This is a genomic window from Pimelobacter simplex, assembly GCF_024662235.1.
Taxonomy (GTDB): Bacteria; Actinomycetota; Actinomycetes; order Propionibacteriales; family Nocardioidaceae; genus Nocardioides.
This window is the reverse complement of sequence record NZ_CP096276.1, coordinates 1245136-1261513: the sequence shown is the minus strand read 5'-3', so window position 1 is coordinate 1261513 and position 16378 is coordinate 1245136. Positions and strand designations below refer to the sequence as shown.

Sequence of the window (16378 nt, the reverse complement as noted above, 5' to 3'; positions counted from 1 at the left end):
GTCGCACAGTGTTGGTTATTCCCCCCACACGAGCACCGGCTTGACCACGGCACCGGACTTCGAGTCGGCGACGGCGTCGGCGATCTTCTCGAACGGGTACGTCGTGACCAGGTGGTCCACGTCGAGCCGCCCGGCCTCGCGCAGCGCGATCAGCTCGGGGATGGTGACCAGCGGGTCGGCCTCGCCCTCGATCGAGGAGCGGACGATCTTGCCGGACTGGAGCAGGTCGATCGCGTCGATCGTGTACTCCGGCGCACCCAGGCCGAGCGCGACGAGCATGCCCCGCGAGCGCAGCGAGCGCTGCGCCTGGAGCACCACGGCCGGGATGGCCGTGGTGTCGATCGCGTACGCCGCTCCCCCGCCGGTCAGCGCCTTGACCTGCTCCTCGACCGGGCCGGCCGCCTCGTCGGCCGGGTCGATCGCGTGGGCGCCGTAGCCCTCGGCGAGCGCGCGGCGGGCCGCGACCGGGTCGACGGCGACGACGGTCTCGACGCCCGCGCCGCGGGCCGCGGCCACGGCGGCCAGGCCGACCGCACCGGCGCCGAACACGACGATCGGGCGGTCGGGGGTCGCGTCGAGGACGTTGAGCACCGTGCCGGCGCCGGTCTGGAAGCCGCAGGCGAAGGGGGCCAGCCGGGTCAGGTCGAGGGACTTGTCGACGACGACGCAGTTGTCGGCGTACGCCAGGGCGTGGCGGGCGAAGCTCGACTGGCCGAAGAAGTTGCCGAACACGGTCTGCTCGCCGCGCTTCATCGTCGTCGAGCCGTCCGCGCGCATGCCCATGTAGTTGAGCAGCAGCGACTGCTCGCAGTAGCCGACGTCGCCGACCTGGCAGGGTCCGCACGCACGGCAGGAGCGGAAGCTCAGCACGACGTGGTCGCCCACCGCGATGCCGCTCACGCCCGCGCCGACCTTCTCGACGACACCGGTGCCCTCGTGGCCCACGACGGTCGGCAGCATCTCCTGCGGCAGCATCGTCGGGACGGTCAGGTCGGTGTGGCACAACCCGGTCGCGACGATCCGGACGAGCACCTCGTCGTCACGGGGCTCCTCGAGCTCGACGTCGGCGACGACGAAGTCGCCCCCGGGCTCCTCGACGAGATAGGCAGTGGTCTTCACGCGTCACGCTCCAGCCAGAAGTAGTAGAGGTCGTCGATCCCGAACGTCCCGGCGAGCTTGCCGTTCATGATCCCCATGACGGTGTCGTCATCGACCTTCTTGAAGTGGTCGAAGACCGGCATCTTGTCGTAGACCATCGTCGCCGTGACCTCGCCACGGAACCCGACGGACCACAACGAGGCCTCCCCACCGCCTCCGGCGGCGAGGTTGGAGTAGAGCGCTCCGTCCTCGCCCCGGCACACCAGCGGCACCGCCTCGAGCGCGCTGTCGAAGCGCTTGCCGTGCCAGCGCACCTGCTCCAGCACGGTGCTCGCGACGTGGCCGGTGGCGAAGTCGCCCCCGCGCCAGGCCCCGAGCATCTCCTCGACCTCGACGGTGGCGAGGTCGGCCCACAGGGCGTCGAGATCGGCGGGTTCGGCCCGCTCGGCGGCCCGCAGGTCGTCGAAACGGGTTCGGATGTCGGTCACGCCGAGCAATCTAGAACACGTTCCACCTCTTGGCGAGGGGTCACGAGGACCAGGTGCGCGCCACCCGCGCGGCCAGCTCGCTCAGCGAGCCGACCGGGTCGCCGTAGGCCCGGCTCTCCCCCACCGCCTCGACCAGCGAGTACGCCGCGTCCATGCCCAGCGCGCGCATCTCGCGCGAGCCGACCAGCACCTGCCCGGCGAGCGCCACGCAGGGGCGCAGCGCCTCGGCGGCGACCGCGGCGACGCCGGCCGGGACCTTGCCGGCCCGGCTGCTGAAGTCGAACGCACCCTCGCCGGTGATGACCAGGTCGGCCGCCTTGGCCTGCTCGGCGAGGTCGACGGCCTCGGCGACCAGCTCGATGCCGGAGACCCGGTGCCCGCCGAGCAGCAGCAGCGCGAAGCCCAGGCCGCCGGCCGCGCCGGCGCCCGGCTCGAGCGCCAGGCGGCGGTCGGTGGCGGCGGCGAGCTGCTCGAGGTAGCGGTCCATGACCGCCTGGGTGTCGTCGTCGAGCCCCTTCTGCGGCCCGAAGGTCTTGGCGGCGCCGAAGAGCCCGGTCAGCGGGTTGTCCACGTCGGTCGCCGCGACCAGCTCGACGCCGTCGACCAGGCTGCGGGCGATGCCGAGGTCGACCTCGGTGATGCCGTCGAGGAAGATCCCGCCGACGTCGAGCGAGACGTCGGCGTCGGCACCGAGCGCGGCGAGGAGGCCGGCACCGCCGTCGATGGTGCCGGAGCCGCCGAGGCCCACGACCACCCGGCGGGCGCCGGCGTTGATGGCGGTGAGCACGAGCGTCCCGACGCCGACGGTGGTGCCGAACTCGCCGAGCTCGCCGCGGGTCAGGTGGATGCCGCACGCCTGCGCGCTCTCGACGTACGCCGTGTCGCCGACGAGCAGCAGCGTCGCCGGGACCTCGTCGCCCGAGGGCGACTCGACCGTCACGGCGAGCAGGTCGCCCCCGAGCGAGGCGTGCAGGACGTCGACGAAGCCGGGGCCGCCGTCCGACATCGGGGCGAGCACGACCTCGTCGTCGGGCGCGTGCCGGTGCCAGCCGGCCGCGATCGCCTCGGCGGCCTCGACCGCCGTCAGGGTGCCCGCGAACTTGTCGGGGGCGACCAATATCCGCATGCGGCCCATCATGGTGGACCCGTACCGTCCCCGGTGTGCACATCCGCCCCATGTCGCCCGAGGACGTCGCGGCTGCCGAGGAGATCAGCGCCGACGCCTTCCACACCCTCGACCTCGCGACCCGGCGGGCGACCGACCCCAAGCCGCTCCGGCGAGCGCCGGGCAGGGCCGCGCAGTGGATCGCGCGCACGGAGCAGTTCCTCATCACCGACCCGGGCGGCTGCTGGGTCGCCGAGGACGACGGCGCCGTGGTCGGGTTCGCGACCAGCTTCCGGCGTGAGGAGGTGTGGTGCCTGGCGACGTTCGCCGTGCGCCCGGGCCGGCAGGGCGCCGGTACCGGTGCGCGGCTGCTCGCCGCGGCGGGCCGCCACGGCGCGGACTGTCCGCGCGGGATGCTCGCCGCCTCCGAGGACCCGCGCGCCGCGCGCCGCTACCACGCGGCCGGGTTCACCCTGCACCCGCAGATGACGCTGACCGGCACCGTCGACCGCAGCGGGCTCCCGGCAGCGTCCGCGACCGGCCCGGCCGTCCGCGACGGCGACGCCGACGACCAGGAGTGGATGGACGACCTCGACCGGTCCCTGCGCGGCGGCCCCCACGGCACCGCCCACGCCCGGCTGCGGGCCGCCGGGCGACTCCTCGTCACCGTCGACCGCTCGGGCTACGCCTACGCCGACGGCGAGGTCGTCGCCCTCCTCGCCGCCCGCGACGAGACCGCGGCCCGGGCGCTGCTGGTCGCCTGCCTCGACGGCGCGCAGGGCCGGTTCCAGATCGGCCACGTCACGAGCGCGAACGCGTGGGCCGTCGACGTCGGGCTCGCCGTCCGGCTCGACCTCGGCACCAGCGGCTACCTCGGGCTGCGCGGCATGACGCCGCCCGCGCCGTACCTCCACCACGGCGCACTGCTCTAGGGCCCCGGCCGGGACGTCGAGGTCCACCAGGGCGACGGCGATCACCGGCGCGCGGCGGGGCCAAACTAGGATGAGGTCATGACGACCGTGGACCTTCCACTGCTGCCGCTCGGCCGGGGTACCGACCCGCTCTCCGAGCGTGGTGTCGAGTGTCCGGGCGACCTGCCCGCCGCCTCCGACCCCGACCTGGTCGCACGTGCCCGCGCGGCCAAGGAGAAGCTCGGCGACAAGCTGTTCGTGCTGGGCCACCACTACCAGCGCGACGAGGTCATCCAGTTCGCCGACGTCACCGGCGACTCCTTCAAGCTCGCCCGCGACGCGGCCGCGCGCCCGGACGCCGAGTACATCGTCTTCTGCGGCGTGCACTTCATGGCCGAGTCCGCCGACATCCTCACCGGCCCCGACCAGAGGGTCATCCTGCCCGACCTCGCGGCCGGCTGCTCGATGGCCGACATGGCCCGCATCGCCCAGGTCGAGAAGGCCTGGGAGGCGCTCGCCGCGGCCGGCGTCCAGGACGTCGTCGTCCCGGTCACCTACATGAACTCCAGCGCCGCGATCAAGGCGTTCTGCGGCCGCAACGGCGGCGTCGTGTGCACCTCGTCCAACGCCGAAGTCGCCCTCGACTGGGCCTACGCCCAGAAGGGCGAGGACACCAAGGTCCTCTTCCTGCCCGACCAGCACCTCGGGCGCAACACCGCCGTGCTCAAGCTCGGCTACTCCCTCGACGAGTGCGTCGTGTGGAACCCCCACAAGCCCAACGGCGGCCTGAGCGCCGACGAGCTCGCCCAGGCCAAGATCATCCTCTGGAAGGGCCACTGCTCGGTGCACGGCCGGTTCTCGGCCGACGTGATCGACGAGCTGCGCGTCAAGGTCCCCGACCTCAACGTGATCGTGCACCCCGAGTGCCAGCACGAGGTGGTGCTCAAGGCCGACCAGGTCGGCTCGACGGAGTACATCATCAAGGCGATCGAGGCGGCGCCGGCCGGTTCGAGCTGGGCGATCGGCACCGAGCTCAACCTCGTCCAGCGCCTCAAGAACGCGCACCCGGACAAGAACATCATGTTCCTCGACCGCAACGTCTGCTACTGCTCCACGATGAACCGGATCGACCTGCCCCACTTCGTGTGGGCGCTGGAGAACCTGGTCGAGGGCGTCGTGGTCAACCAGATCGAGGTCGACCCGCAGACCGAGGCCGACGCGCTGACCGCGCTGCAGCGGATGCTCGACCTGCCGGGCAAGGCGCACCGTGACTGAGAGCGCCACCGACGTCCTGCCCGCCTGCCCTGCGTGCGGGGGTGAGTTCACCTACGCGATGGGCGACCTCATGGTCTGCCCCGAGTGCGCCCACGAGTGGTCGCCTGCCGAGGTGGCGGCCGCGGCCGACGAGGCCGCGGCGGCCGGCGTCGTCCGCGATGCGAACGGCACTCCCCTCGCCGACGGTGACGACGTGATCGTCGTCAAGGACCTGCCGGTCAAGGGCGCCCCCAAGCCGATCAAGTCCGGCACCAAGGTCCGCACCATCCGGATCGTCGACCCCGCCGACCGCGTCGGCGACCACGACATCGACTGCAAGGTCGACGGGTTCGGCCCGATGCAACTGAAGTCCAGCCTGGTCAGGAAGGCCTGAGCGTGTTCAAGCGCACCAAGACCCCCGTCGAGTCCGAGCAGCCGGCGGTCGTCAAGCCCGGCGGCAAGGGCCGGCCCACGCCGACGCGCAAGGAGGCCGAGGCCGCCGCCAAGGCGCGCAACAAGGCCCCGCGCGACAAGCGTGAGCTCGCCAAGAAGCAGCGCGAGTACCGCGCCGAGAACAGCCGCAAGATCCGCGAGGGCATGAAGAAGGGCGACGAGCGCTACTTCCTGCCCCGCGACAAGGGCCCGGTCCGGCGCTTCATCCGCGACTTCGTCGACACCCGCTTCTCCCTGGTCGAGATGGTCATCCCGCTGATGCTGGTCGGGCTGATGCTCGGCTACACCGGCAACTCCGCGCTCGCCCGGGCCAGCAGCATGATCCTGCTCGCCACCGTGCTGTTCGTCGTGGGCGACATGCTCCTGCTGCGCTTCAAGGTGCGCCGCGAGCTCAAGCGCCGCTTCCCGGACGAGCCTCTCAAGGGCACCACCTACTACACGCTGACCCGGGCGATGCAGATGAAGTTCATGCGCCTGCCCAAGGCCCGCGTCAAGATCGGCCAGCCGCTGCCCGACGACTACGACAAGTAGTCCTCGTCCCGTCCTCGTCCGTTCGGCCCACCCCGGCAGCCAAGCATGCGTTAGGTTGCCGGGCGTGAAGGTCATCGCCGCGCTGCATGCGCCCGTGCCGGGGCTGGGCGCCGCCCTGCTCTCCCCCGCGTTCCGTGGCCAGGCCGCCGCGGCCGGCGCGTCCCGGCTCCAGGTGAACCTGGACGACGACGCCGTCGCGCCCGCGATGCGCTTCGGCCCGGGCACGCCGATCACCGCCGTGGTCTCCGCGTGGGGCCTCACCGACCCCGCCGCCCTGCTGGACGCCGTCCGCGCGCTCGACGCGGACGCCGACGCCTGGCAGGTCGACGAGCGCGAGCCGCTCGTGCCGCCCGTCGTACCGGAGGGGGAACGGGCGGACGTGCTGGCCAACATCGCCTTCCTGCGCCGCCCGGCGGCGATGGCGCACGAGGCCTGGCTCCGCGACTGGCTGGAGCGGCACACCCAGGTCGCGATCGACACCCAGGGCACGTTCGGCTACGTCCAGAACCCGGTCGTGGAGCACCTCACTCCCGGTGGCCGGGACGTCGCCGGGATCGTCGAGGAGCTCTTCCCGATGGCCGCGCTCAGCGACCAGCACGCGTTCTACGGCAGCGGCGGGGACCAGGCCGAGCTGGACCGCCGGTTCACCGCCCTCATGGACAGCTGCGCCCGCTTCGGCGCCTCCGACGGGCTCGACCTGGTGCCCACCAGCCGCTACGCGTTCGCGCTCTGAGGCGCTAGCCGAGGATCTCCGAGCGGCGCGGCGACTTCGTCAGCGCCGGGTCGGTGGTGACGACGCCCTCGAGCACCCCGTCGATCGCCGCGAGCGTGTCGGCGTCGAGGCGGGCCCCGGCGGCCTTGACGTTCTCGGTGACCTGCTCGGGCCGGCTGGCGCCGATGATGGCCGCGGAGACGTTGTCGTTCTGGAGCACCCAGGCCACGGCGAGCTGGGCGAGGGTCAGGCCCGCGCCCTCGGCGATGGGTCGCAGCTGCTGGACCCGCTCCAGGACGTCGTCGCGCAGCCAGCGGCTGATGTCGTTGGCGCCGCCCTTGTCGTCGGTGGCCCGGGAGCCGGCCGGCGGGGGCTGACCGGGCAGGTACTTGCCGGTGAGCACGCCCTGGGCGATCGGCGACCAGACGATCTGGCCGATGCCGAGCTCGCGGCAGGTGGGGACCACCTCGGACTCGATGACGCGCCAGAGCATGGAGTACTGGGGCTGGTTCGAGATCAGCGGGACCCGCAGCTCGCGCGCCAGGTCGGCCGCGGCGCGGATCTCCTCGGCCCGCCACTCCGAGACGCCGATGTAGAGCGCCTTGCCGGCGCGCACGACGTCCGCGAACGCCAGCATCGTCTCCTCGAGCGGCGTCTCGTGGTCGTAGCGGTGGGCCTGGTAGAGATCGACGTAGTCGGTGCCGAGCCGGCGCAGCGAGCCGTCGATCGACTCCATGATGTGCTTGCGCGAGAGGCCGTGGTCGTTGTGCTTGCCGGGGCCGGTGGGCCAGAAGACCTTGGTGAAGATCTCGAGCCCGGCGCGCCGCTCGCCGGCCAGGGCCTTGCCCAGGACGGTCTCGGCGGCGGTGTTGGCGTAGACGTCGGCGGTGTCGAAGGTGGTGATCCCCTCGTCGAGGGCCTGGCGCACGCAGGCGAGTGCGGCGTCCTCCTCGACCTGGGAGCCGTGGGTGATCCAGTTGCCGTAGGCGAGGGCCGAGATCCTCAGACCGCTCGCGCCGAGGTTGCGCATCTCCATGGTCCCGACCCTAGTGCGCTGCACCACACCGGCGCCCTGACAGACTGCGGACCATGGTCGTTGCCGACGTCTCCGTGCGGGTCGCCTGGCCCGCCGACGCCCCCGGGATCGCCGCCGTCCAGCTGCGTGCCTGGCAGGAGCGGTACGACGGCGGCGCGGGCCTCGACGCCGACACCCTCGCCGCCGCGTGGCGCCAGTCCCTGTCCCGCCCGCCCGAGGCCCGGCACCGCGCGCTGGTGGCGCTCGCAGGCGCCGAGGTGGTCGGCTTCGCGCTGACCGGCCCCAACCCCGACCCCGACGCCGACCCGGCCGCCGACGGCGAGATGACGGAGTTCACCGTCGACCCCGGCGCCACCCGCGCCGGCCACGGCTCGCGCCTGCTCCAGGCGTGCGTCGACACCCTCGCCGCCGACGGCTTCACCCGCGCGGTGAGCTGGGCCGACGCCACCGACGACGTGCTGCGCGCCTTCCTGACCAGTGCCGGCTGGGCACCCGACGGGGCCAGCCGCGAGCTCGCCGACGAAGCCGGCACCCACGTGAAGCAGGTGCGGCTGCACACCGCGCTGGCGTGAGCCTGTGGAGCAGCCGACCCGCCGGACCGTCGTCCGCGACAGCCTCGGGGTGGCGATCGCCACCGGCACCTACGGCCTGAGCTTCGGCGCGGTCGCGGTCACCTCGGGCCTCGACGTCTGGCAGACCTGCGCGCTGTCGCTGGTGATGTTCACCGGCGCCTCGCAGTTCGCGCTGGTCGGGGTGCTGGGCTCCGGCGGCACTCCCCTGGCCGGCGCGTTCGCCGCGCTGCTGCTCGGGACCCGCAACACGCTCTACGGGCTCCGGATGGCGCCCCTGCTCGGCTACCGCGGCTGGCGCCGGGCCGCCGCCGCCCACGTCCTCATCGACGAGTCGACCGCGATGGCGGTCACCCGGCCCGACCGGGACCTCGCCCGGACCGGCTTCCTCACCACCGGAGCGACCATCTTCGTGCTCTGGAACCTCACCACGCTCGTCGGCGCCGTCGCCGGCGAGCAGCTCGGCGACCCGCGCGACCTCGGCCTCGACGCGGCCGTCGGCGCCGCCTTCCTCGCCCTGCTCTGGCCCCGCCTGACCACGCCCCTGCTGCGGGCCGTGGCCGTGCTGGCCGCCCTCGTCGCCGCCGGCGCGGTGACGGTGACCCCGGCCGGCGTACCGGTGCTCGTGGCGGCGGGCGTCGCCGTCCTCGTGGGGGTGCTGAAGAGATGATCTGGTGGGCCGTCCTCGGCGCCGGCGTCGGCTGCTACCTGCTCAAGCTCGCCGGGCTCTCGGTGCCGGCCCGGGTGCTGGGCAACCCGCTCGTCGCCCGGGTCGCCGAGCTCATCCCGGTCGCGCTCCTGGCCGCGCTGGTCGCCGTCCAGGTGCTCGCGGCGCCGTCAGGACGCGCGCTCGTGCTCGACGCCCGGGCCGCAGCGCTGGGCGTCGCGGTGCTGCTCCTGCTGGCCCGGGCGCCGTTCCTGGTCGTGGTGTTCGGCTCGGCGGCCGCGGCGGCGCTGCTGCGGCTGCTCTGACCCCCAGCCCGGCGAAGAGGCACGAATCGGCGGGCGAAAGCGCACGGAAAGGCGGTCGAGGACGCAGGTTCAGCGCGGCCGAGCCGCGGTCTGCACCCTCGGGCGCCGGTTCACGCTCCTTCGCCCGCCGGTTCGTGCCCCTTCGCGGGGGCGGGAGGGCTCAGCCCAGGTCGAGGAAGTGCTCGAGGCCGACGGTGAGCCCCGGGAAGTCCCCGATCCGGCGCACGCCGGTCAGCACGCCGGGCGTGAAGGAGACCCGGTCGAGCGAGTCGTGCCGGATGGTCAGCGTCTCGCCCAGGCCGCCCAGGATGACCTCCTGGTGGGCGACCAGCCCGCGGACCCGGACGCTGTGGACCCGGACGCCGTCGACGTCGGCGCCGCGCGCGCCGTCGAGGCCGGTGCTGGTCGCGTCGGGCATGGGGTCGCAGCCGGCGTCGCGGCGGGCGGCGGCGATGAGCTCGGCGGTGCGGCCCGCCGTACCGCTGGGGGCGTCGGCCTTGGTCGGGTGGTGCAGCTCGACGACCTCGACCGACTCGAAGAAGGGCGCGGCGACGGCGGAGAACCTCATCATCAAGATCGCGCCGATCGAGAAGTTCGGGGCGATCAGGACGCCGGTGCCGGGGCGCTCGGCGAGCCAGCCGCGCAGCGTGGCGAGGCGCTCGTCGTCGAAGCCCGTGGTGCCGACGACGGCGTGGATGCCGTGGTCGATGCAGGAGCGCAGGTTGTCCATCACCACGTCGGGATGGGTGAAGTCGACGACCACCTGGGTCCCCGACTCGTGCAGGGCGGCGATGTCGTCGCCGGCATCGACGCCGACGGTGAAGTCGAGGTCGGCGGCCGCCTCGACGGCTCGGACGACCTCGGCTCCGACCTTGCCACGGGCGCCCAGCACCCCGACTCGAAGGCGGTCTCCAGCGGTGTTCTCCGCGACACGTGACGTCACGGGACCAAGGTAGTGCGTCGGCTCGGGCGACGTTCTGGCAGGCTGACCCCCATGGTGAACAAGATCCCGGCCCGGATCCGGTGGGCGGTGGACTTCATGGACGTCCAGCCCAACGACCACGTGCTGGAGATCGGCTGTGGGAACGGCGCTGCCGCGGACCTCATCTGCCGGCGTCTCGAGGGCAAGGGCAAGATGTTCGCCATCGACCGATCCGAGGCCGGTGTCGACCGCACGAAGGCCCGCTGCGCCGCCCATATCGAGGCCGGCAAGCTCACGGTCCGCCAGATCGACCTGGCCACCCTGCGGGTGCCGGTCAAGCGGCTGACCAAGGTGTTCGCCTTCGACGTGAACCTGTTCTGGGTGCGCGACGCGGCCGAGGAGATCGCGCTGCTCCACGAGCGGCTCATGCCCGGCGGCTCGGTGAACCTGTTCTTCGACACCACCCGCCCCGAGCAGGTCTCCGACATCCTCGCCAAGGCCTCCGAGCAGCTGCGCGACGGCGGTTTCCGGGTCTACATCGTGGACTCCAAGATGCCGCCGGTGATCGGCATCATCGGCCGTCGCTGAACCTGACGAAACGGCGATCCGTTCAGGTTTTGTTAACCTGCTGGGGCAGCACGCCCGAACCCGGGCTGATCTGACTCTCGGACAAATCACGAATACTTCGGGGTCCTCATCACGACTCCCCCTCCTGCCGGACGGCCGGGGGCCCGGGCGTGCGCACGGACTGTGCGTGAGAGACCCCAGGAGTGACGTGAGCGAACCGAAGAGCACCAACAACGGCCATCAGCCCCGACGGTCGCGGGCGGCCGCCGAGCTGGCCGAGGCCCTCAGCAGCCCCGCGGCGGACGTCGTACCGCACCCGGCGCTGGACCTGTCCATCGACCAGGGCGCCGAGCCCGAGGACCCGCCCCGGCGCGGGATCGACCCGATCGTCTTCGGGTGCGCGGCCGCCGTCAGCATCGGCTTCGTCGTGTGGGGCCTGCTCGGGACGGACTCGCTCGCCGAGGCCTCCTCCCGGGCCCTCGACTGGGTGATGACCAACACCGGCTGGCTGTTCGTGCTGACCACGAGCGGCTTCGTCGTCTTCGTCATCTGGCTGGCGATGAGCAAGTACGGCACCATCCCGCTCGGCCGCGACGACGAGGAGCCGGAGTTCAAGACCGTCTCGTGGATCGCGATGATGTTCAGCGCGGGCATGGGCATCGGCCTGATGTTCTACGGCGTCAGCGAGCCGCTGTCGCACTTCGTGACCCCGCCCCCGGGCACCGGCGGGGACGCCGACGCCGCGGCGGAGACCGCGATGGCGACCACGATGTTCCACTGGACCCTGCACCCGTGGGCGATCTACGCCGTCGTCGGCCTCGCGATCGCCTACGGCGTCTACCGCAAGGGCCGCGTCCAGCTCATCTCGGCCGCCTTCGCCCCGCTCCTGGGCCGGCGCGCCTCGGGCGGCGCGGGCCGGGTGATCGACATGTTCGCGATCTTCGCGACCCTCTTCGGCTCCGCGACCTCGCTCGGCCTCGGCGCCCTGCAGATCAGCAGCGGCTTCGAGATCGTCGCCGACATCGGCCCGCTCGGCAACGGCGCGCTCGTGCTCATCATCACCGTGCTGACCGTCGCCTTCGTGCTCTCGGCCGTCTCCGGCGTCGCCAAGGGCATCCAGTGGCTCTCCAACATCAACATGGTGCTGGCGCTCGTGCTCGCCCTGTTCCTGTTCGTGGTCGGCCCGACCGTGTTCATCCTCAACCTGGTGCCGACCTCGCTCGGCAGCTACGTCCAGGACCTCGCCATGATGGCCGCCCGCACGGGCGCCGAGGGTCCGGACACCGAGGCCTGGCTGAGCTCGTGGACGGTCTTCTACTGGGCCTGGTGGCTCTCCTGGACGCCGTTCGTCGGCATGTTCATCGCCCGGATCTCCCGCGGCCGCACGATCCGCCAGTTCGTCACCGGCGTGCTGCTGGTGCCGAGCGTGGTCAGCGTGCTGTGGTTCTGCATCCTCGGCGGCACCGCCATCGACCTGCAGAAGAACGGCACCGAGATCGCCGGCGCCGGCGGCCTCGAGGCCCAGCTGTTCGGCACCCTCGACGCACTGCCGCTCGCGACCGTCGCGATCGTGCTGGTGATGCTGCTGGTGGCGATCTTCTTCGTCTCCGGCGCCGACGCCGCCTCGATCGTGATGGGCAGCCTGTCCGAGCACGGCACGACCGAGCCGCGTCGTACGGTCGTGATCTTCTGGGGCGTCGCCACCGGCGCCGTCGCGGCGGTGATGCTGCTCGCGGGCGGTGAGGACGCGCTCCAGGGCCTCCAGACGATCACCATCGTCGCGGCGCTGCCGTTCGTCCTGATCATGATCGGGCTGACGGTCTCGCTGATGAAGGAGCTGCGCCACGACCCGCTCGTCGTACGGCAGCGCTATGGCGCCGAGGCGATCGAGCAGGCGGTGATCACCGGCGTCACCGAGCACGGCGACGACTTCGCGCTCACCGTCGAGGCGAGCGAGCCCGTGCCGGAGGAGCCCACGGTGGTCGATCCCGAGCCCGAGCTCGAGACCACCGACCGCTGAGGTTTCAGGCCGGCCCGACGAGCGCGAGCAGCTCGGGCCGGCCGAAGACCTCGGCGGCGACCTCGCGGACCTGGTCCAGGGTGACGCCCTCGATCCGGGCGATCACGTCGTCGATGCCGAGCACCTCGCCGTTGACGAGCTCGTTCTTGCCCAGGCGCATCATCCGGGAGCCGGAGTCCTCCAGGCCCAGGATCATGCCGCCGACGAGCTGACCCTTGCCGCGGGTGAGCTCCTCGTCGGTGATGCCCTCGGCCGCGATGAGCGCGAGCTGCTCGCGGACCACGGCCAGCACCTCCTCGGTGCGGTCGGGCAGGCAGCCGACGGCGACGCCGACCAGGCCCGAGTCGGCGTAGTGGGCGGCGAAGGAGTAGACCGAGTAGGCCAGGCCACGGTGCTCGCGGACCTCCTGGAAGAGCCGGCTCGACGTACCGCCGCCGAGTGCGGTGTTGAGCACGCCGAGGGCGTAGCGCCGCTCGTCGTCGCGGGTCAGGCCCTCGCAGCCGAGGACCAGGTTGACCTGCTCGAAGGGCCGGGTCACGTGACCCTCCCCCGCCCCCACCCGGGTACGACGGCGCGGCGCGGCGCCGCGCGGAGCGACGGGCGCCGCGACGGTGTCGAGCCAGTCGTGGCGGGCGAACGCCTTCTTCACCGCCCGGACGACGGCCGTGTGGTCGACCGCGCCGGCCACGGAGATGACGGTGTTGGCCGGCACGTAGTGACGGCGGTAGAACCGCTTGATCTGGGCTGGGGTCATCGCCTCGATCGAGGCGTCGGTGCCCGCGATCGGGCGGCCCAGCGCGCTGTCCTCGCCCCAGGCGAGGGCGGCCAGCAGGTTCTGGACGACGTCGTCGGGGTCGTCGTCGTGCATGGCGATCTCGTCGAGGATGACGTCGCGCTCGGCGTCCACGTCGTGGGTGGCGATCACCGAGCCGGTGATCATGTCGCCCAGGACGTCGACCGCGAGCGGCAGGTCGTCGGAGAGCACCCGCGCGTGGAAGCAGGTGTACTCCTTGGCGGTGAAGGCGTTGAACTCACCGCCGACCGCGTCGAGCTCGATCGAGATGTCGAGCGCGGTGCGCTCGGTGGTCCCCTTGAACAACAGGTGCTCGAGGAAGTGCGAGGCGCCGTGGGTCTTGGCGGTCTCGTCGCGCGAGCCGACACCGACCCAGACGCCGATGGACGCCGATCGGGCGCCGGCCATCTGCTCGGTCACGATCCGCAGGCCCGAGGCGAGCTGGGTGCGGCGGACCAGCGAGGTGACCTGACCGGTCTCGTCGCGAACGGTCTCCAGGGTGCGGGTGGAGGCCCGGGGAACGGCCGACGGCCGGTCAGCGGAACGCTGACCGGCCGTCGTGGTGCGGGTGGTGCTCACGCCTCGTCGGACTCCCCGGCCTCGGTCGCCTCGGCCGGCGCCTCGTCGGAAGCGGCCTCCTCGACCACGGGAACCAGCGAGAGCTTGCCGCGGTCGTCGATCTCGGCGATCTCGACCTGGAGCTTCTGGCCGACCGAGACGACGTCCTCGACGTTCTCGATCCGCTTGCCACCGGCCAGGGCGCGCAGCTTGGTGATGTGCAGCAGCCCGTCCTTGCCCGGCATCAGCGCGATGAAGGCACCGAAGTTGGTGATCTTCACGACCGTGCCGAGGTAGCGCTCGCCGACCTCGGGCATGGTCGGGTTGGCGATCGCGTTGACCGCCTGGCGGGCGGCCTCGGCGGCCTCGCCGTTGGTCGCACCGATGTAGACCGTGCCGTCGTCCTCGATGGACAGGGTCGCGCCGGTGTCGTCCTGGATCTGGTTGATGACCTTGCCCTTGGGCCCGATCACCTCGCCGATCTTGTCGACCGGCACCTTGACGGTGATGATCCGCGGAGCGTGGATCGACATCTCCTCGGGAGCGTCGATGGCCTCGCCCATGACCTCGAGGATCGCCAGACGGGCGTCCTTGGCCTGGTTGAGGGCCTTGGCGAGGACCTCGGCCGGGATGCCGTCGAGCTTGGTGTCGAGCTGGAGCGCGGTGACGAACTCCTTGGTGCCGGCGACCTTGAAGTCCATGTCGCCGAAGGCGTCCTCGGCACCGAGGATGTCGGTCAGCGCGACGTACTGCGTCTCGCCGTCGACCTCGCCGGAGATGAGGCCCATCGCGATGCCCGCGACGGCCGCCTTGAGCGGGACGCCGGCCTGGAGCAGCGCCAGCGTGGACGCGCAGACCGAGCCCATCGAGGTGGAGCCGTTGGAGCCCATCGCCTCGGAGAGCTGACGGATCGCGTAGGGGAACTCCTCGCGGCTCGGCAGCACCGGCAGCAGCGCCCGACGCGCGAGCGCGCCGTGGCCGACCTCGCGGCGCTTCGGCGAGCCGACGCGGCCGGTCTCGCCGGTGGAGAACGGCGGGAAGATGTACTTGTGCATGTAGCGGCGCGACGTCTCCGGGGAGAGCGTGTCGAGCTGCTGCTCCATCTTGAGCATGTCGAGGGTGGTGACGCCCAGGATCTGGGTCTCGCCGCGCTCGAACAGCGCCGAGCCGTGGACCCGCGGGACGACGCCGACCTCGGCGTGCAGCGGACGGATATCGGCCAGGCCGCGACCGTCGATGCGGATCTTGTCGCGCAGCACGCGCTCGCGCACGACCTGCTTGTTGACCGAGCGGAAGGCCGCGCCGATCTCCTTCTCGCGACCCTCGAACTGGCCGGCGAGCTTCTCGAGCAGCTCGGCCTTGAGCTCGTCGGTGCGCGCCTCGCGGTCCTGCTTGTCGCCGATGGTCATCGCCTCGACCAGGTCGGCCTTGGACGCGGCCTCGACGGCCTCGAAGACGTCGTCCTCGTAGTCGAGGAAGATCGGGAACTCCTGGACCGGCTTGGCGGCCACGTTGGCGAGCTCGACCTGGGCCTCGACCAGCTGCTTGATGAACGGCTTGGCAGCGTCGAGACCGCTGGCGACGACCTCCTCGGTCGGCGCCTGGGCACCGGAGGTGACCAGGCCCCACGACTGCTCGGTGGCCTCGGCCTCGACCATCATGATCGCGACGTCGCCGGTCTCGGTGACGCGGCCGGCGACGACCATGTCGAAGACGGCGTTCTCGAGCTGGCTGTGCGTCGGGAAGGCGACCCACTGACCCTCGATCAGGGCCACGCGGGTGGCGCCGACCGGGCCGGAGAACGGCAGGCCGGAGAGCTGGGTCGAGATCGACGCGGCGTTGATCGCGAGCACGTCGTACGGCGTGTCGGGGTTGAGCGCCATCACGGTGATGACGACCTGGACCTCGTTGCGCAGACCCTTCTTGAAGGTCGGGCGCAGCGGGCGGTCGATGAGGCGGCAGGTGAGGATCGCGTCCTCGCCGGGACGACCCTCGCTGCGGAAGAACGAGCCGGGGATCTTGCCCGCGGCGTACATCCGCTCCTCGACGTCGATCGTCAGAGGGAAGAAGTCGAAGTGGTCCTTCGGGTGCTTCCCGGCGGTGGTCGCCGAGAGCAGCATGGTGTCGTCGTCGAGGTAGGCGGTCACCGAACCGGCGGCCTGGCGGGCCAGGAGGCCCGTCTCGAACTTGACGGTACGGGTGCCGAACTTTCCGTTGTCGAGAACGGTCTCGACGGCGGAGATGACGGGTTCAGTCAACGTTTGACTCTTTCGTTCGCGGTGCGATCCGCGACGCCCGCGTCGGTGATCGATCTTCGATCGAAGCCCGCCCTGCGGCTCGCGCGCGCAGAGAGGGCTACTACCGAGGATCGAAGGCGTGGTTGACGCGG

The 16378-nt window shown here is 71.9% G+C and carries 17 protein-coding genes; 10 read left to right on the top strand and 7 right to left on the bottom strand.

What is annotated here, in order from left to right:
- Positions 1-15 precede the first annotated feature (15 nt).
- Genes M0M48_RS06065 through M0M48_RS06055 form a run of 3 tightly spaced genes read right to left on the bottom strand, consistent with a single transcriptional unit; the run spans position 16 to position 2712 of the window.
- A complete protein-coding gene (locus M0M48_RS06065) occupies positions 16-1119 on the bottom strand; it encodes an NAD(P)-dependent alcohol dehydrogenase (protein WP_257750452.1) in 1104 nt (367 codons plus the stop codon).
- Positions 1116-1586: a DUF4334 domain-containing protein gene (locus M0M48_RS06060; protein ID WP_257750451.1), complete on the bottom strand. Its 471-nt coding sequence runs from the start codon at positions 1584-1586 to the stop codon at positions 1116-1118. The genes M0M48_RS06065 and M0M48_RS06060 overlap by 4 nt, the downstream gene beginning before the upstream one ends.
- 40 nt (positions 1587-1626) lie before the next feature.
- Positions 1627-2712: a glycerate kinase family protein gene (locus M0M48_RS06055; RefSeq protein WP_215815240.1), complete on the bottom strand. Its 1086-nt coding sequence runs from the start codon at positions 2710-2712 to the stop codon at positions 1627-1629.
- 35 nt (positions 2713-2747) lie between these two features.
- On the opposite strand from M0M48_RS06055, the gene M0M48_RS06050 reads away from it, so the two are divergent.
- The 5 genes from M0M48_RS06050 (at position 2748) to M0M48_RS06030 (ending at position 6573) form a co-directional block, all read left to right on the top strand.
- Positions 2748-3623: a GNAT family N-acetyltransferase gene (locus M0M48_RS06050; protein WP_257750450.1), complete on the top strand. Its 876-nt coding sequence runs from the start codon at positions 2748-2750 to the stop codon at positions 3621-3623.
- A gap of 78 nt (positions 3624-3701) precedes the next feature.
- Positions 3702-4877 carry a quinolinate synthase NadA gene (nadA, locus tag M0M48_RS06045; protein ID WP_257750449.1) on the top strand — a complete coding sequence of 392 codons (1176 nt, stop codon included), beginning with the start codon at positions 3702-3704 and terminating at the stop codon, positions 4875-4877.
- Positions 4870-5250 (top strand): zinc ribbon domain-containing protein YjdM, encoded by a 381-nt coding sequence (locus tag M0M48_RS06040; protein WP_257759317.1) that lies wholly within the window; start codon positions 4870-4872, stop codon positions 5248-5250. Before nadA ends, M0M48_RS06040 begins: the two co-directional genes overlap by 8 nt.
- A 2-nt stretch (positions 5251-5252) precedes the next feature.
- Positions 5253-5840, top strand: coding sequence for a DUF3043 domain-containing protein (locus M0M48_RS06035; RefSeq protein ID WP_215815242.1), 588 nt, complete (start codon positions 5253-5255; stop codon positions 5838-5840).
- Between the two features lie 64 nt (positions 5841-5904).
- Positions 5905-6573 carry an EthD domain-containing protein gene (locus M0M48_RS06030; RefSeq protein WP_257750448.1) on the top strand — a complete coding sequence of 223 codons (669 nt, stop codon included), beginning with the start codon at positions 5905-5907 and terminating at the stop codon, positions 6571-6573.
- Between the two features lie 4 nt (positions 6574-6577).
- Here M0M48_RS06030 and M0M48_RS06025 read toward each other — a convergent pair whose 3' ends face one another.
- Entirely contained in the window at positions 6578-7588 is a 1011-nt protein-coding gene (locus tag M0M48_RS06025; RefSeq protein ID WP_257750447.1) for an aldo/keto reductase family protein, read from the bottom strand.
- A 53-nt stretch (positions 7589-7641) separates the two neighbouring features.
- Between M0M48_RS06025 and M0M48_RS06020 the strand changes: the two genes are divergently transcribed.
- From M0M48_RS06020 to M0M48_RS06010, 3 genes are read left to right on the top strand one after another with little or no spacing between them, the layout of a single operon-like run.
- Positions 7642-8160 (top strand): GNAT family N-acetyltransferase, encoded by a 519-nt coding sequence (locus tag M0M48_RS06020; protein WP_215815246.1) that lies wholly within the window; start codon positions 7642-7644, stop codon positions 8158-8160.
- A 4-nt stretch (positions 8161-8164) separates the two neighbouring features.
- Positions 8165-8827, top strand: coding sequence for an AzlC family ABC transporter permease (locus M0M48_RS06015; protein WP_257750446.1), 663 nt, complete (start codon positions 8165-8167; stop codon positions 8825-8827).
- On the top strand, positions 8824-9129 hold the full coding sequence (locus M0M48_RS06010) for an AzlD domain-containing protein (protein ID WP_257750445.1): 306 nt from the start codon (positions 8824-8826) through the stop codon (positions 9127-9129). The genes M0M48_RS06015 and M0M48_RS06010 overlap by 4 nt, the downstream gene beginning before the upstream one ends.
- 160 nt (positions 9130-9289) lie before the next feature.
- Here the strand turns inward: M0M48_RS06010 and dapB are convergent, their stop codons facing one another.
- Positions 9290-10072 (bottom strand): 4-hydroxy-tetrahydrodipicolinate reductase, encoded by a 783-nt coding sequence (dapB, locus tag M0M48_RS06005; protein ID WP_257750444.1) that lies wholly within the window; start codon positions 10070-10072, stop codon positions 9290-9292.
- A gap of 51 nt (positions 10073-10123) precedes the next feature.
- Here dapB and M0M48_RS06000 point away from each other — a divergent pair, with 51 nt between their 5' ends.
- The gene (locus M0M48_RS06000) at positions 10124-10639 is read left to right on the top strand and encodes a class I SAM-dependent methyltransferase (protein ID WP_215815250.1); all 516 of its coding nucleotides are present in this window, start codon (positions 10124-10126) and stop codon (positions 10637-10639) included.
- 187 nt (positions 10640-10826) lie between these two features.
- Positions 10827-12638, top strand: a complete 1812-nt coding sequence (locus tag M0M48_RS05995) for a BCCT family transporter (RefSeq protein ID WP_308220369.1) — start codon at positions 10827-10829, stop codon at positions 12636-12638.
- 4 nt (positions 12639-12642) lie between these two features.
- Here M0M48_RS05995 and M0M48_RS05990 read toward each other — a convergent pair whose 3' ends face one another.
- Complete coding sequence (locus tag M0M48_RS05990) at positions 12643-14010, bottom strand: M16 family metallopeptidase (RefSeq protein ID WP_257750443.1); 1368 nt, start codon at positions 14008-14010, stop codon at positions 12643-12645.
- A complete protein-coding gene (locus tag M0M48_RS05985) occupies positions 14007-16247 on the bottom strand; it encodes a polyribonucleotide nucleotidyltransferase (RefSeq protein ID WP_215815252.1) in 2241 nt (746 codons plus the stop codon). The genes M0M48_RS05990 and M0M48_RS05985 overlap by 4 nt, the downstream gene beginning before the upstream one ends.
- Positions 16248-16378 lie beyond the last annotated feature (131 nt).

Excerpts from the sequence above, each read along its gene's own strand:
- M0M48_RS06010 (WP_257750445.1), top strand. The coding sequence starts at position 8,824 with ATGATCTGGTGGGCCGTCCTCGGCGCCGGCGTCGGCTGCTACCTGCTC.
- M0M48_RS06000 (WP_215815250.1), top strand. The coding sequence starts at position 10,124 with ATGGTGAACAAGATCCCGGCCCGGATCCGGTGGGCGGTGGACTTCATG.
- M0M48_RS06055 (WP_215815240.1), bottom strand. The coding sequence starts at position 2,712 with ATGCGGATATTGGTCGCCCCCGACAAGTTCGCGGGCACCCTGACGGCG.
- M0M48_RS06025 (WP_257750447.1), bottom strand. The coding sequence starts at position 7,588 with ATGGAGATGCGCAACCTCGGCGCGAGCGGTCTGAGGATCTCGGCCCTC.
- M0M48_RS06020 (WP_215815246.1), top strand. The coding sequence starts at position 7,642 with ATGGTCGTTGCCGACGTCTCCGTGCGGGTCGCCTGGCCCGCCGACGCC.
- nadA (WP_257750449.1), top strand. The coding sequence starts at position 3,702 with ATGACGACCGTGGACCTTCCACTGCTGCCGCTCGGCCGGGGTACCGAC.